Annotated in this window: 18 protein-coding genes; all 18 read left to right on the top strand. The window is 57.6% G+C overall.

Features of this window, described 5'->3' with window-relative positions:
- Positions 1-4: 4 nt before the first annotated feature.
- Positions 5-259 carry an EscS/YscS/HrcS family type III secretion system export apparatus protein gene (locus KGA85_RS01180; protein ID WP_223542846.1) on the top strand — a complete coding sequence of 85 codons (255 nt, stop codon included), beginning with the start codon at positions 5-7 and terminating at the stop codon, positions 257-259.
- Between the two features lie 4 nt (positions 260-263).
- The gene (sctT, locus tag KGA85_RS01175; RefSeq protein WP_223454956.1) at positions 264-1,070 is read left to right on the top strand and encodes a type III secretion system export apparatus subunit SctT; all 807 of its coding nucleotides are present in this window, start codon (positions 264-266) and stop codon (positions 1,068-1,070) included.
- Complete coding sequence (locus KGA85_RS01170; RefSeq protein WP_223454955.1) at positions 1,045-2,079, top strand: EscU/YscU/HrcU family type III secretion system export apparatus switch protein; 1,035 nt, start codon at positions 1,045-1,047, stop codon at positions 2,077-2,079. Before sctT ends, KGA85_RS01170 begins: the two co-directional genes overlap by 26 nt.
- 119 nt (positions 2,080-2,198) lie before the next feature.
- Entirely contained in the window at positions 2,199-2,690 is a 492-nt protein-coding gene (gene sicA, locus KGA85_RS01165; protein ID WP_223454953.1) for a type III secretion system translocator chaperone SicA, read from the top strand.
- Positions 2,683-4,452, top strand: a complete 1,770-nt coding sequence (gene sctE / locus KGA85_RS01160) for a type III secretion system translocon subunit SctE (RefSeq protein WP_223542845.1) — start codon at positions 2,683-2,685, stop codon at positions 4,450-4,452. The genes sicA and sctE overlap by 8 nt, the downstream gene beginning before the upstream one ends.
- Before the next feature lie 25 nt (positions 4,453-4,477).
- Entirely contained in the window at positions 4,478-5,587 is a 1,110-nt protein-coding gene (locus KGA85_RS01155; RefSeq protein WP_223454949.1) for a cell invasion protein, read from the top strand.
- 14 nt (positions 5,588-5,601) lie between these two features.
- Positions 5,602-6,687, top strand: coding sequence for an IpaD/SipD/SspD family type III secretion system needle tip protein (locus tag KGA85_RS01150; protein ID WP_223454947.1), 1,086 nt, complete (start codon positions 5,602-5,604; stop codon positions 6,685-6,687).
- A 118-nt stretch (positions 6,688-6,805) separates the two neighbouring features.
- A complete protein-coding gene (locus KGA85_RS01145; protein WP_223454945.1) occupies positions 6,806-7,051 on the top strand; it encodes a phosphopantetheine-binding protein in 246 nt (81 codons plus the stop codon).
- A gap of 159 nt (positions 7,052-7,210) precedes the next feature.
- Positions 7,211-8,872 (top strand): winged helix-turn-helix domain-containing protein, encoded by a 1,662-nt coding sequence (locus KGA85_RS01140; protein WP_223542844.1) that lies wholly within the window; start codon positions 7,211-7,213, stop codon positions 8,870-8,872.
- The gene (locus KGA85_RS01135) at positions 8,869-9,321 is read left to right on the top strand and encodes a transglycosylase SLT domain-containing protein (RefSeq protein ID WP_223454941.1); all 453 of its coding nucleotides are present in this window, start codon (positions 8,869-8,871) and stop codon (positions 9,319-9,321) included. The genes KGA85_RS01140 and KGA85_RS01135 overlap by 4 nt, the downstream gene beginning before the upstream one ends.
- 126 nt (positions 9,322-9,447) lie before the next feature.
- A complete protein-coding gene (locus tag KGA85_RS01130) occupies positions 9,448-10,620 on the top strand; it encodes a PrgH/EprH family type III secretion apparatus protein (RefSeq protein WP_223542843.1) in 1,173 nt (390 codons plus the stop codon).
- 10 nt (positions 10,621-10,630) lie between these two features.
- A complete protein-coding gene (gene sctF, locus KGA85_RS01125; RefSeq protein ID WP_223454938.1) occupies positions 10,631-10,891 on the top strand; it encodes a type III secretion system needle filament subunit SctF in 261 nt (86 codons plus the stop codon).
- Between the two features lie 60 nt (positions 10,892-10,951).
- On the top strand, positions 10,952-11,260 hold the full coding sequence (sctI, locus tag KGA85_RS01120) for a type III secretion system inner rod subunit SctI (protein ID WP_223454936.1): 309 nt from the start codon (positions 10,952-10,954) through the stop codon (positions 11,258-11,260).
- Complete coding sequence (locus tag KGA85_RS01115; RefSeq protein ID WP_223454934.1) at positions 11,257-11,979, top strand: EscJ/YscJ/HrcJ family type III secretion inner membrane ring protein; 723 nt, start codon at positions 11,257-11,259, stop codon at positions 11,977-11,979. Before sctI ends, KGA85_RS01115 begins: the two co-directional genes overlap by 4 nt.
- On the top strand, positions 11,966-12,532 hold the full coding sequence (locus KGA85_RS01110) for a secretion system protein (RefSeq protein ID WP_223454932.1): 567 nt from the start codon (positions 11,966-11,968) through the stop codon (positions 12,530-12,532). The genes KGA85_RS01115 and KGA85_RS01110 overlap by 14 nt, the downstream gene beginning before the upstream one ends.
- Positions 12,504-13,223, top strand: a complete 720-nt coding sequence (locus KGA85_RS01105) for an oxygen-regulated invasion protein OrgB (RefSeq protein WP_223454930.1) — start codon at positions 12,504-12,506, stop codon at positions 13,221-13,223. Before KGA85_RS01110 ends, KGA85_RS01105 begins: the two co-directional genes overlap by 29 nt.
- On the top strand, positions 13,213-13,650 hold the full coding sequence (locus KGA85_RS01100; RefSeq protein ID WP_223454928.1) for a hypothetical protein: 438 nt from the start codon (positions 13,213-13,215) through the stop codon (positions 13,648-13,650). Before KGA85_RS01105 ends, KGA85_RS01100 begins: the two co-directional genes overlap by 11 nt.
- A 43-nt stretch (positions 13,651-13,693) precedes the next feature.
- Complete coding sequence (locus KGA85_RS01095) at positions 13,694-15,058, top strand: hypothetical protein (RefSeq protein WP_223532550.1); 1,365 nt, start codon at positions 13,694-13,696, stop codon at positions 15,056-15,058.
- Positions 15,059-15,137 lie beyond the last annotated feature (79 nt).

Below are 15,137 nucleotides of genomic sequence, written 5' to 3'. Positions count from 1 at the left end.
GCTCATGAACGACCTGGTCTATGCCGGTAATAAAACCCTGTGCCTGATCCTGTTGATGGTGGCCTGGCCGATCATTGTCGCCACGGTGGTCGGCCTGGTGGTCGGGTTGATTCAGACCGTGACCCAATTACAGGAGCAGACACTGCCGTTCGGTTTCAAGTTGTTGGCCGTCGCCGCGTGCCTGTTCCTGCTCTCGGGCTGGTACGGTGAAACCCTGCTCGATTTCAGCCGTGAAGTCATACGTCTGGCGTTGGGTTAGCGCAATGTCGGTGACGTTGTTTTTCGATCTGTACGCCTGGTTCGCCGCTGCCATTCTTGGGGTTGCACGCCTGGCGCCGATTTTTTTCATGTTGCCGTTTCTCAACAGCGGCGTGCTCACGGGGGCGCCACGCCAGGCCGTCATTGTGTTGGTGGCGACGGGATTCTGGGTCTATGTGGGCGTGCCGCTGCCTGCTCTCGACGGGTTGGCATTCTTCGGTCTGGTGTTGCGTGAGGCCGGCATTGGCGTGCTGCTTGGATGCCTGCTGTGCTGGCCGTTCTGGGTGCTGCATGCCATGGGCAACCTGATCGACAACCAGCGCGGCGCAATGCTCAGCAGCACAGTGGACCCGGCCAACGGCGTCGATACCTCGGAGCTGGCGAATTTTCTCCAGTTGTTCGCCGCGGTGGTTTATCTCGAAGGCGGCGGCATGTTGCTGATGCTCGAAACCGTTGGCCACAGCTACCGTATTTGCACGCCGGCCAATGGTTGCGAGATGCACCTGCCATCAGTCCTGAGCCTGCTCGATGCTCTGGTGAGCAAGACGCTGGTGATCAGCGCGCCGGTGGTGGCCACACTGCTGGTCAGCGAAGCGCTGCTTGGCTTGCTCTCGCGGTACGCGCCACAAATGAACGCATTCTCGGTGTCGCTGACGGTCAAGAGCCTGGTGGCGCTGGTGGTGTTGATGCTGTATTTCGGCGTGCACCTGCCGGATGAAGTCATGCGCATGGGCATGAAATCCCATGGGCTGGAGCGCTATCTGGGTGTCGACGGGGAGGCCGCCGATGTCGTCCAGCGCCTCGAAGACTGAGAAACCCACCGCCAAGCGACTGCGCGATGCGTCACGCAAAGGGCAGACGTTCAAGGCCAAGGATCTGGTGGTCACCTGCCTGACCCTCTGCGGCATCACTTACATGGTGTTCAACAGCTCATTGTTCGAGGTCATGGAAGTCTATCGGCGCATCATCGCCAGTGACTTTGACGTGGAGATGCAAGTGTACTCGGCGATGCTGGTGCTGGTCGGGCTCAAGGCATTGCTGCCGTTGCTGCTGGTGTGCGTCTTGGCCAGTGCACTACCTGCGTTGTTGCAAAGCGGCTTTGCACTGGCCAGCGAGGCGTTGAAGCTCAATCTCGGTGCGCTGAATCCGATCAATGGATTCAAAAAACTGTTCAGCCTGCGCACCGTCAAGGACACGGTCAAAGCGTTGTTGTACCTGGGCAGCTTTGCCATGGCGCTGTGGATCGTCTGGATCACGCAGCGGCAACTGCTGTTTGCCCAACTGTTCACCCAGGCACCGGAGCTGTTCGCGATCTGGGGGCACTTATTGCTGGTGCTGGTGTTGGCGTTCCTGGGATGCGTGCTGCTGATCGTCGTGCTGGATGCGTTGAGTGAATACTGGTTGTTCATGAAAGATCAGATGATGGACAAGGACGCAGTCAAGCGCGAACACAAGGAGCAGGATGGCAATCCACAAATCAAGGGCCGTCGGCGTGACCTGCATATGGAGCTGCTGTCCGAGCAGGTCAAATCCGATGTGCGCAGCTCGCGGATGATCATCGCCAACCCGACCCACATTGCCATCGGTGTGTACTTCCGCCCGGAAATCACTGTGCTGCCGTTCATCTCACTGATGGAAACCAACCAACGCGCCCTGGCGGTACGAGCCTATGCCAGGGAAGTCGGGGTACCGGTGATCAATGACATCGCATTGGCCCGGCGGATATTCAAAACCCACCAGCGCTACAGCTTCCTTCAGGTGCAGGAAATCGAAGAAGTATTGCGTCTGTTGATCTGGCTCGAACAGGTCGAGCAAGCCTGATTTCTCCCTTTTCCGTTTTCCCCCGAACGTTGGCATGAGCGCAATTTGGCAGCGTGCTCACCAGCGCTTTGGCTCAATGCAGTCGTCAGCAGCGCTGACGTTTTTCAGGAGTGTGGCTGATGAGTCGCGACAAACAACAAGATGAACAAGTGGCCCTCGAAGTCGTGGATGCAGTGCTCGGTGGCGCGGCGTTGAAAGACGTACAAGGCATCAGTGACGAGCACATGAACAGCCTCTACGCCTTCGCTTTTCAGTTCTATGAACAGGGACGGCTGGATGATGCCGAGAAGTTCTTTCACTTCCTGTGCATCTACGACTTCAACAACAGCCATTACTGGATGGGGTTGGCCGCCGTACACCAACTCAAGCACAACCACCAGAAAGCGATCGATCTGTATGCGATCGCCTTCGCCCAAGGCAAGAACGACTACCGGCCCATGTTGTACACCGGCCAGTGCCACCTGGCGCTGGGCAAGATCGGCAAGGCCAGGTTGTGTTTCGAATATGTGCTTGAACAAGCCACGGAAGACGATCTGCACAAGCAGGCTCAGGTGTATCTCGACACCTTGAGTCACATTGAAAAGGATTGTTCGGAGACAGAACATGAGTGAGATCAGAAGCACCTTCAACCCGATATTTTCAGGCTCGACAGGTCGAGACGAGGCCTTTGAGAAATATGGCAAGGCGGCCAGCCAGGTCGCCAGGACGGCTGACTTTCAGAAGGCCGGCCAAGAGGCATTGGCGCGCCTGACGTCGGTGAGCTACGAAAGCCAATCCGGCCCATCCGTCGCCAATGCTGGCAGGCCCGTGCTACATACGCCACCACCACGCGCGGACGGCAACAAACAGGAAACCAATGGTGACCTGTTCACCCTGTTGATGGCGATGATCAGCGAGATGCTCGGCGAGGTCGACGTCAACAAACTGAAAAATCGCCTGGCGATGCTGCAAAGCATGGCCGGTGCCAGGCAGCAGGGGCATGAAAAACTGGCGGCTGATTACGCTGCAGCCGTCGAGGCGCTGGAGGTTGCCGAGGGCGAGATCGGGAGCAGCCAGGAGCACCTCGATCAGTTGCAGGAACGGGTTCGGCATGTCCAGGGATTGCTGGATGAGAGTGAAGCACGGCTGGCGGGGCTGGATCCGGAGTCACCAGAGTATGCGAGTGAGCTGGCGCTACGTGACAAACTCAAAGGTGAGCTGGCGGGCCATACCCAGACACTGCAAAAGGCGACCGACGCCCACCTGAAACTGATCGAGCTCGCCAACGCCTGCGCCAAAACGCTGGCCGCGGTGGCCGTGAAAGTGCAGGAAACCGGGCTCGGCGGACCCTCGGTGAAGGAGTCCAACGAAAAGGCGCTGAGCAGCAGCGCACTGGCATTGCTGAACCGCTTGAAGATCATTGAATTGCTGGGTGATGCCGCGCAGAACAAGGAAGAGATCAATCAAGAGCTGTTCCTGGAGCTGCAAGCCAAGCTTCAGGAGCACATGAAGCTCGAGTCGGAAAAGTATCTGGAAGAAGTCCGCAAGGCCGAGGCGTTGCAGAAAACCATGGGTTGCATTGGCAAAATCGTCGGTGCGATCTTGACCGTCGCGACCATCGTCGCCGGCGTGTTGACCGCCAACCCGGTGCTGATCGCGGTGGGTGTGATTGGTGCGGCGATCATGATTTCCGACGCCGCGGTTGAGGCGGCGACCGGTATGTCGTTCATGGCCGAAGCCATGAAGCCACTGACCACTGTGATGCAGGAAGCGATCAAGCTGTTCACCGAGCTCTATACAAAATTGCTGGTGGCATTTGGTGTCGACCCTGAGACCGCCAAAGACATCGCGCAAATCGCCGGCATGATCCAGGGGATCGCGGCAACGCTGGCTGCCGTTGCGTTGGTGGCCGTGGTCGGGGCACAGGTGATCGGGCCGATGGTCGGCGCCATCGCCTCGAAACTGGCCTCGGCAATCAGTGGTGTCGCGCCTGCCGCGATGCAGGTGTTCAAGCAGGCGGCCTCATCGGCCAGTAACTCACTGACCCAGATGCTGACCCAGTTGCGCGGCTTCATCACCAATGGCGCCGATGCTGTGTCCCTGGCCCGTTACGGAGCCAATCTGCAGATTGCCCAGGCCGTCACTGAGTTCGGCAATGTGGCCGTGCAGGGCGGTTTGCAGATCGCCAGCGGCGATCACCAGGCCCAGGCCGCCGTGCACCTGGCTGACGTGCGGGTACGTATGGCAATCAGCGAAGAGATCACCGCCTACCTCACCCGCCTGGTCGAAGACTACGGCCAGGCGATGCAGGTCCGTACCCGACAAATCGAGCAGGTCTTTGCCGACATGCAACGCAGCCATTCCGTCAGCCTGCAAATGGCCCGGCATGTTTGAATTCACTGATTAAAGGTAATTTGTCATGTCCACCATTCACACCACGATCAGGCCTGCGCCAACGGTATTGACTCACGTTCTGGACAAAGATCGGATCAACGATGCCGGGCTGAGCGAGTTGATCGCTCAGGAGCAATTTTCCAAGGATCTTAAAGGCAAGCGTCTTTCTGGATCGGCAATCGATCAACTCGCGACCAAACAAGTACTTCCGAACACCAAATTCACACTCCCTACCGCTGCGGAACTCAAGAGTGATATCGACGCCTACCAGCCCGATGAAGCGAGTTGGCAAGATTTCAATGCGGCTTTGATGATGCTCCCCGATGAAGTGCGCGAGGATCTGATGTTCGACCCGGGTGCTTGGGAAAAACATGCGAATGTACTGATCGCTGCCATTATTGCGCTGAACATCGCCAGGGTCGTCAACGCACAATTGCGCGGGCATTTTGGCGTCATGGCGGCGGAGGCGGCGAAGTCCCAGGGCGCAGCCATTGTGGAGTCCGGCAATGCGGCCTTCTACAGTGCCGTTACTGCTGCCGTAGTGTCCGGAGCAATCGCCGGTTTCGCCATGTTCAAGGCGCTCCAGGGGCTGGGGCTTAAACATACGGATATCAACCTGCATAAACGCAACGCCCTGGATGCCAGCAATATCAAGAGCGACCTTGAGCAGCATCGTTCTCGTAATGAATGGGACCCGCAAACCACCTACAAGATAAAAACCTTCGATGACTTCGGCCGCACGACTTCAGTCGATTTCAAACCCAAAGGTTCCACCTTGACGCCTCAGGAGCAGGCGTGGTTTGACGGGGAAATCCTCAAGACGCAAAAGGTTGGGCAAACCTCCGACTGGCTGAGCCAAATGGGCGGCAAGGGCATAGAGAAGAAACTGGAAATCGGCCGCTCGCTCAGCGCAATGTCGATGAACCTGAGTCAGGTCGTGTCCAACCTGGTTCGTATGGCCGAACACACAGCGCGGGAGAAAGAAGTCCTGCAGCAAAGCGCACAAAATACCCAGAAGAGTTTGAGTGACGAAGTCGGCCAGAAAGACTCGGCTGATGCTGCACTCCTGCAAAAAATCATGGACATCGTGATGCAGCTTTTCCAATCGCGTGCGGATGTGATGAAGATGGCCTAAATGAGGAAAACAATATGAGAATTGCAGAGTCCTCACATCCAGGAAACAGTTTGCCCGCTGACTCCAATGCCATCGTTGATGCACCGCTGCCTGCCGAAATACCTGTCGAGGTCCATGCGGGGTTTTCCCTTACACAGTTGCTCGAAGTTTCGGTAAAGGCGCTGAATCGTAATCTGGAAAATATGCTCAAGTGCCCGGCGGGAGTTCCAAGGGAGCTTCAAGGGTCGCCTGCCGAGATCTTGGCGCAATATTTCTCGTCAGCTGAATTTGCCGAGCAGGTCCACGCAAAACGTATTCGATCGCTGATGTGGACACACCCGATGCGGCAGAGTGGAACGGTGTTCAACCATTGCCTCGAAACGCTGCCAATGGAGCAACGTCAGCAACTCTACGATGAGAAAGATCGTATTCTCGATGAGCTGAGAGAAATGTCGGTGCCGGATGAGATCGCTGACGAGTTCGATCTGAGAATTAATTCTTCAAATGAGTTTTTTGACAAGCTGCTCGATCTGATTGACCTGATCAAGAACGGTTACCTGGCTGGTTACGAACATATCATCGCGGCCTACTCGAACTTCTTTTCCGACTTCAATGCGGAAGTTACCGCGAAGATGAAAGACTGGATTAACGGCGCCAATGAGGGCAAGGATGTCAATTTGAATGCCGGTGAGTTGAGAACCGCACTTTATAACCTGATTACTAAATACACCCATCCAAATCCTGCATCCGTGCTGTTTCCCGAACCCGGAAAAGGAGGCGTGAGCAGGGCGGAAGCAGAAAAATGGCGAGAAGCGCTGGGGCTGCCTGCAAGTTGCCTCAAGCAAAATTCCGACGGCAGTTACTGTGTCGTCATAGACACCGGGCCGCTATGGAGAATGCGCGACAGTGTTTCAACAGGCAACTGGGTCACTTGGGACACCGCAAAATTCCAAGCCTGGCAAACCGGCTTCAATGCCCAGGAAGAACGCATGAAAAACATGCTGCAGTCCTTCACCCAGAAGTATTCGAATGCCAACTCTTACCACGATAACTTCAATAAGACCTTGTCTTCACATCTGAATCAGTACGCAGATATGTTGAAGGCCATGTTGAATTTTTGAAGCGAAACTACCGCCTATCAATAAAAGTAAAAGAATGTTCTTGAAGCGGGCATGCTCCGGGCTTGTCCAGTCTGGAGTTGTGCCCGATTTTTTGTTGGAGGGAGTAATGTCGGGTTCCATGAGTGATGATCTTGAACGTCAGGTTATAAAGTTGCTGTCAGGCTATTTGCGAGTTGATCGACGGACGATCAACTCGGATTCACGACTGGTGGAAGATTTGTGCGTTGATTCCGTGGGTGTTGTAGAAGTTGTCATGTCAATCAATGAGGCGTTTGATATCGATCTGCCAGATGCTGATGTGACGGAGTGGCGAACGGTCGGTGACATTTGTTGTTTGGTAAGAAAGTGCATAATTTCTAAATAAAGCCTACTGCTTATGTCGTATTTTCCTACGTCATAGAATTACTAGTCCTACGGAATCCTCCCTCTCAACTTCCTATAGTCACGCGGCTTGTCATCTCGAGCCTGATTACCCACAGGCTTGATTGCGCTTGAGTAACTTTCTATAGAGAAATTTCAAAATATGGACAGTGCAACTGATCAATCGCCGGTCAAGTCATTCGTTTTTGACCATTGGCTATTGCAAGGCGATGGAACGCTGATGCGGGATGGAGAGGGGGTTCACGTCCCACCCAAAGAGTTGAGCGTACTGCGCCTGCTGCTGAAGTCGGCGGGGTCGGTCGTCAGCAAGGATTATTTGCTGGACCAGGTATGGCCCGAGATGGATGCAGCCGAAGAATCGTTGACCCGCTGCATTTATGCATTGCGCAAGCTGCTCAGGGAAAACAAGGATTTCATTGCGACCGTGTACGGCCAGGGTTATCGATTTACCTGTGCGGTTGTCGAACTCGACACACCGGGTCAGGCGAGGGCCGTGGCGCCTTCGCTGGCTGTCCTGCCGTTTCGCAATCTGGGGGAGACGGCAGCGCTGGATCTGCAGGATGTGATGATCCGTCAGTTGACGTTGGCGTTCGGCGAGGTGTTGCACGTCATTCCCTCGGGATTGATGGCGGCCTATGCACAACCGGTCGATATGCGGTCGCTGATCGGGCAGTTGTCTGCGAACTACTGCTTGAGCGGGCGCTGCAGCGGCCCGAGCGATCAGCAGCAATGGTCGGTCGAGTTGATCCGTGGCCGCGATCACGCTCTGCTGCATGGGCAGACACTGGATGCCCGTGATCCCGGGGCGTCGCTTGGGGCATTGACGTGCCTGGTTGCGCAGCGCATTCCCGGTTTGAGCCTGGTCGGTGATGCCTGCGCGTCATACCCGGCCGCGGTGGCGTACCTGCGTGGTTTGTGCAGCGTGCAGCAGCACACTCCGCAGAGTCTGCGCGATGCGCTGGTACAGTTTCGCCAGTGCCTGAAGCTCGATACCGGGCACACACTGTCCTGGTATGGCCTGGCGGATGCCTGGCTGGGGCAGGCAATGATCGGATCCTGTGATCAGGGTCGGGCAATCGATGAGGCACAATCGGCGATTTCCAATGCCCTGGCATTGGACCCTGGCAACATCCCTGCATTGGCTCGCCTGGCTTTGCTCACCAGTCTGCGCGGCAGCGAACAGGCGGCCCAGGTGCTTTTCCGACGCTGTCTGCTGAATGCCGATCAGGCTGACGTTCATTACTTGCATGCCTGGCATCACTGGTTCTGGCGGCGCAACGAGCAGGCTGCGCAAAACATCGACAATGCTCTGCGCCATGATCCTGATTGCGTAAGGGCGCAGGTCTTGCGTATGCGCATTGCGCTTGTCGCAAGTCCCGAGTTGGCCTTGCAGATGGCGCGTCGAGCCCTGCAACAAGGCGCCTCGGGCAATTCGTTGCTGGTGATTCTGTATGCCGTGGTATTGGCTTATTTTGACCAGCACGCGGCAGCCTGGGGTGAACTCGAGCAGGCCGGGCTCTGCGAAAGCGCAATCGGTGAACAGGGCCTGGCTGCCTGGAATGTGCTGTTCGGCGTCAATCCATTCAATGCCCGCGACCTGTATGCGAACTGGTTGGCTCTGGCCAGGCTGCGATCCGTTGATGACATGTCGCCAACCCGTGGGTCCGGTTTGACAAGTAGTCCAGTGGTCGCGCCGCTCTGGAGCTCTTTGCAACGAGAACCTGATGTGGGCTACCAGGCATCGACGCAGGATCATCCTGCCCGCGAGCGACCGACGCTGGTCAGCGAGCGGCATCTGGCATGACGCCGCGCAGAATCAAGTGGCTAACGGTGCTGGTGTGCCTTGGCGCGAGCCAGGCACAAGCCTGGTGCTGGAGCCAGGCGGGGACGCGACATGCGATCGAAGCGGAACTGCTTCGAGCGATTGCCGATGTCGAATCAGGACAGAATCCGAATGCGATTAACTACAACAAGGACGGTTCGCGAGATATCGGGTTAATGCAGATCAACAGCTATCATCTGCCCCGTTTGAGCGCTCAGGGCATCACTGAGCAGCGCCTGTTGGATGATCCTTGCCTGTCAGTTGAAGTCGGTGCGTCGGTGCTTGCCGAATTTATCGGGCGTTACGGCTACAACTGGACGGCAGTGGGTGCCTATAACGCCGGCAACTCTGCGCAACGGCAAGCCGCGCGCCTGCGCTATGCGCGCAAGGTCTGGCAGCGTTATCAGGAGTATTCCCAGGCTCGACAATGAGGGTGCCATGAGAGCAGGCGCAAGATTCTGATCCTGCGCAGGGCGCGATCGGCAGAATTCGATCATGAAGGCTGCAGCCAGCCTTTCTACCATGCCCGTTCATTTCATAGCCCTGGAGCTTGAACGGTGACACTTCTTTCGGCCCCCGCCCCGCAACCTTGCGTTCTACGGATACTCAACGGCGCGCTGCAAGGTTGCGAATTCCCCCTCGGCGAAAGCACAACCCTGTTCGTGGTAGGGGCAGTGGATCTGCTGGGAGAGGGGGGACTGACTGCCAGCGTCCCGGCGGATGCCATCTTCGTTCCGCTGGAGTCGGGGGGATGCAATTTTGAGGTGTTGGCCGATCAAGTCACGCCGGATGGCCTGCCGCTGCGGGTGCTCGAAGAGTCAACGGAAATACGCCACTGTGCTTTCCACACCAGGGTGCAGATCGGCGGCCTGCAAATCGCCTTGCGGCCTGAAGACCAATCCTGCGCACCTGAACTTCTCGGGCTGCAACCTGACGCTACCTCTGATGCCGCCGTTGTCGTGTGGTGGCGTGCCCCTTGGTCTGGATGGGTCGCCAGCGGTCTGGCGCTGGCTGCCCTGGTCACCGCGGTCGGCATCTGGTCGGTGCCTGGACCCACACCTGAAACCGATGTTCGCGCGTTGATCACCGGAGCCAGTGACGAAGCCAAGGTGTTGAGCGGTCGTGACAATGCGATCTATGTGTTCGTGGCTTCCGAACGCGATGCGGGTTGGAGTCGGCAAGTGCTGGTGCGCCACAACACGCTGAGCGGCAAAGTGCTGGTGATGGACCAGGAGCGTCGTCGGCTGGAGCATTTGCTGGTTGACCATGATCCACAACTGGCCTGGCACTCCATTGATCTGAAGGATCCATCGGTACCGCGACTGTTGCTGAGTGCACAACGCAATCTGCTCACACCTCAACAACAGGCAAAACTGCTCGATGCACTGCTCTCGGCCGCGCCTTATGCCCAGGACATAACGGTGCAAATGCAGGATGACAGCCTGCTCGTCGATCTGGCGCAAGAGGGTTTGCAGCGCCTGTCACTGGCCTTCAGCCGCATTGAGCACGAGGACAGTGTCACGTTTGCCGTTGCAGGCAATTTGCAGGATTCCGAACTGGCGAACGCCCGCCGGTACATCGACAGCTTTTACCGGCAGTGGGGTGATCGCTACGTGCACTTCACCGTCGAGCTCAAGGACGACTCGCTCAAGGACAAGTCGTTCCAGACCGGCCCGCAGGGCTACATCAAGATGACCTCGTCATCCTGGCATTTTCCTACACAACACTAAAAGGTGACTCATGGCCGACATTGCTATCCCCATCGACTTTGCCGATGACTTTCTCGGGCGTCAGGCCGAGGCGTTCGAAAACGGTGCCGCCTCCCTCAAGACCGCGCTGGACAAAGCACTGGATGACTTGAAGCAGGATGCATCGGACCCTGGTCTGCTGGCGGCTTATCAGGCCGCGTTTTCGTCCTACACGGTGTTTCGAAACGCCCAGACCAACACGATCAAGGGCTTCAAGGATATCGACATGGCGATCATCCAGGCAGCCCGCTGACTCTTCCTTTTTTGACCGGCCATTGGTACGTGTCAATGGCCATTTTCATGAGTGCATTGCATGGCTATTCAAAACATTTCCCTGTCTGGCATCGGCCGGGCAGTCTTTACGGAATTGCGCGGCCCCCACGAAGGACCGATCGTATCCCTTGAGTCCCGATTGATCGAAGCGTTTGCCGGTTCCGCGGTCAATAGCGAGCAGGACGTTTCAGCTATCAATCAGATGCTGCAGCGCCCGGATATCACCCATCCCGAAGTACTGGCCCAGTTGCAGGAGCTGACCGGACAATACAACGTGGACATCAACTTGCTTAACGTACTGGTCCGCAAAGCGGTAGGCACTGCCGAAACCCTGCTGCGTGCCTCATGAAGCCAGGCGTTTTGTTGATACTGTTGTGCCTGGTGCTGTCGGGGTGTCGCCAACCCAATCTGCTCGAAGGGCTGGATCAGCAGCAGGCCAATGAAGTGCTTTCGGTGCTGCAGCGCAACAACATTGCTGCGGTGAAAGTCGATGCCGGCAAAACCGGCTATGCGGTGAAAATCAATCAGGTCGATTTTTCCGCGGCGGTCGATTTGCTTAACCTCTATTCCTTGCCTTCGCGGCCGCGCCTGCAAGTGGCAGAGATGTTTCCTGCCGACTCGCTGGTAGCCTCGCCCCGCGCTGAAAAAGCCCGGCTTTATTCGGCGCTGGAGCAGCGAATCGAACAGTCGCTGGGTGTGCTCGAAGGCGTGGTGTCGGCGCGAGTGCATGTCAGTTACGACCTGGAGGCTGGCGAAGGCGGGCGCAAGACGCCGCCTGTCCACCTCTCGGCAGTGGCGATCCATGAGCTCGACGTCGACCCGCAATTGCTGATCACCGACATCAAGCGTTTTCTCAAGAACAGTTTTGCGGCGGTCGAGTACGAGAACATCTCGGTGGTACTGTCCAGGCGTTCCCCGACCCAGCATGTCGCGCCGTCCGTGGCCGCAACGCAAGGGCACTCGCACTGGGTCTGGTGGTTGACCGCGGTGACCGCATTGCTGTTGGCCAGTGGCGCAGCCTGGGCTTACCGCCAATCAAGCGCAGGGCAGCGTAATGTCGCACGCTGAGTGCTTATCGGAGATTCTCGCCGAGCCCCTGAGCTATCTGCATCCGCAGCGCCTGCCTTTGCCGGAGGAATTTGCCGGGCCTGAGGCACGAGGTCTGCTCAACCGAATACTGCTCGAGGGTCTTGAAAAACGGGGGGCATCGCCTGCGACGCCGCTGACGGCCGTGGCGCAGCAATGGGTTCGCCATTGGCGACAGTTACCTTATATCGCCAGGCTGATGGGCGCTTATCGCTTGATGCCCGATCTGGCGCGAGGCGCGACGTTGCTTCGCCTGCCATTGCCTCTGCGTCGGTTCGCCGGTTGCAGCCTGGGTGTTCGATGCGCCCTGCCGATCGGGAACTCGCCTGTTTCGATAGAACAGGTCGAAGCCGCCGGCCTCAATGCGTTATGGAGTTGGTACGAGCAGGTACCGCCAGCCTTGCTCGAACGCCTGACCCTGCAATTTTCCGAACCGGTTGTTCGCCTGCACAGGCAATGGCCCATCACGCAACCCGATACAGCTCTTTTCTTTTTGGCGGTGCAACATGCTCGACGCTATCCGAACCCTGACTGACCTTCCCGCGGCGAGCGATGCGCTTGTGTCCCGCGAAGACATCGCCGCCGCGCGTCGGTGTCGAGCGTTGCAGCAACAGGCTCAGCGCTGGGCCCGTGATTGTGTAGAGCAGGCTCGGCGTGACGCCGAAGCGGTGCATGCCCAAGCCTTTCAGGAAGGCTATGCCGCGGGCATCTTGCTTGCGACCGAGCATCTGGCCAAGGGCTTGCTTGAATCCCAGGCGTTGGGGCAGCAATTGCGCAGCGACCTTGCTCAGGCCGCCCGCGATTTGCTCGCAGACGCGTTGAAGCGTCCCGAATGGCTGGACGAAATGTTCGAGCGTTGGCTGATGGCACAACCGGCCGGCTCGGGCGCGGTGTTGCAAGTGCTGTTGCCGATGCATTGTCGGCCGCAGGGCAATGAATTGCGCGAGCGCTTGAGCAGGCTCTGGTCCGGCGAACTGGTCCTCGACTATCACCCGCAAGAGCGCTATGTGGCGCGGCTTGCGGATCAACTGCTGGAATTCGATCTGGAAACGACGAGGCAACGACTGGAACCGCGCTTGCTGGCGTGCGTGGCGAACCTGCCGGAGTCGGTTCGCGCTCTGGACCGGGCTTCCATGCAGGCGCTCACGGATCTGTATTCGACCTTTGCCGAACGCTCGGCCGGTTCCACGCAAACTGCCCCTACCGAGGTCCGCCATGAAGATTGAAAGCGGTTTGAGTCTGCGCACGACTGAGAGCGGGGGGCGCGCAACGGTCGAGTCGCTTGAGTCACGTGTGCTTGCGGCCAACCAGAACGTGCCTGAAAACAAGCGCCCGGATCCCGAATTCGAGCGTTTGTATGAACGGCTGTCAGCCATGGAGGGGCAGGGAGAAAAGGCTATCCATGCGTTTCTCCGTTCGCTTCGAGGTGCAGATGGCGAATCACCCGCGTACCCCACTGCGAAGGCGTTGATGGCGATCACGCTGCAGGTGCTGTTCCGATTGAAGGACGACGGGCTGGAAAAGTCGCAGCTTTATAAGGAAATCAAAGGTGCCAATGGCCTCGCGTTCAGCATGGACGTCTTCGTCAAGGGGATCATGCGTGATGTGTTTCAACCGATGGAGGATGAGGCTTGGCAGAAGAGTGAGTGGTGAGGCAGAGCAGTAAGAATTCAATTAGCTGATCAGGGAGACGAGGATGATTAACTCGATTGGTGGTTCAACAGGAAACATCTTTGCCATTTCAGGCAATGACACCTCACGCGTCAGTTCAGCTGCCAGCGGTTTGATGGAAGCTCTTGATCTCGTGAGCCCGGATTTTCATGCGGGAAAGCTGGGATCACCCAGGCAAATTGCTGCGGGGGTGACGCTCCTGCGTAACAAGATTGATAGCGAGTTGGAGTTGCTCCTTGAGGCGCAGGGCGAGACGGGCCGCGATTTGGCGGCAGCGGTGTGGAGCTTCATTGGCGATGGGCCCCCTCTGAAAGGGGCGCAACATGGGGCGCTAGCCGTTGTAATCGACGGGTTCCATGCACGTGATACCCAGCAAACCCGCGAAAGTCGAATGCAGTCCGTTGTTGCTGCGGGCATGGAGTTTCTTGAGAGCGCCCGAGGGCCCGGGCTGAACCTGCTTAATGTTGCGGCACGCACAGGTCTGGTCGTCACGCTGACCACAGTATTGCGTCAGTTGGTCGGTTTCTACGTGGAGAAAGCTATCCGGGAGGGCGATTCACCCGAGGCATCTCGCGCATGGGAGGTGGCCGCCATCACGATGATTGGTCCCGCGATGAGTCTGATGGGCGCCATCCGCGACGAGTGCGCGGGAACGGCCAGTCTTCAGTCACGACTGGGGCGCGTGTGCATGGCCTGCATTACGATGGGCGCGCTGTTTGCCGCGCACCTGAACGGTGCTTCGAGCAACATGCTTTCGGGCATCATCAATACCAATATCTATACGGTGGCTCGAGATCTGGCCAACGCCTTCTTCCCTTTGCAGGACAACGCAGGCGCAGCCAGTATCGGGGCTACCGGGGTCACCACGGTAGCTTTTGGCACCGTGCAATTTTTGCTGGCGGAGTTGGGAGCCTTGATGCCGCTGAGCGGTCCGGGTCGATACGCGGCCGAACTTGGCTACAGCCTGGGCGCGGATGTCATCCAGGGTGCACTGAATGCCACGGGCGCGGTCATTGACGATTTCATTTTTATCCTGTGCAGAAGCTGGCCCTTGTTGTCTCCTTCGGCTGGACTGGGTTCAGTGCTGTCCGACCCGGAGTCACTGCAGCAAAGTGTGCTGCAAGTACGTGCCGGGGCACGCCTGCCGTCACGGGAACAGCTGGCTGATGCGCTGCTGAATGTCAGCGCGTCCCGGACTTCGGCATTTCAGGCCATCAATCTAGCGGTGGCGGCGGCAGCGGTCGAGTTGGCTTTTTCTGATATGGGAGAGAATGCTCAAGGTCACGTCGTGAATGTCTGTTTAATGGCGATGCTGATGCTTATCTACTTCCCGTTCATCTGGTCGTGCTCGCAACGTCCTCCTGACGCCAAGCCCGAGTTACCGAGATAAAGGCAAGAGGGGAGAGCGCAGCGGATTCTGTATGGGTCTGGCGCTCTCCTTTCATGCATCTCTCGCTCATCACCCTTCA

It is taken from the genome of Pseudomonas sp. GL-B-12 (assembly GCF_019955895.1).
In the GTDB taxonomy this organism is placed as follows: Bacteria; Pseudomonadota; Gammaproteobacteria; order Pseudomonadales; family Pseudomonadaceae; genus Aquipseudomonas.
Note: the sequence above shows the minus strand (reverse complement) of the source record. Positions and strands in the feature narration are given on the sequence as shown.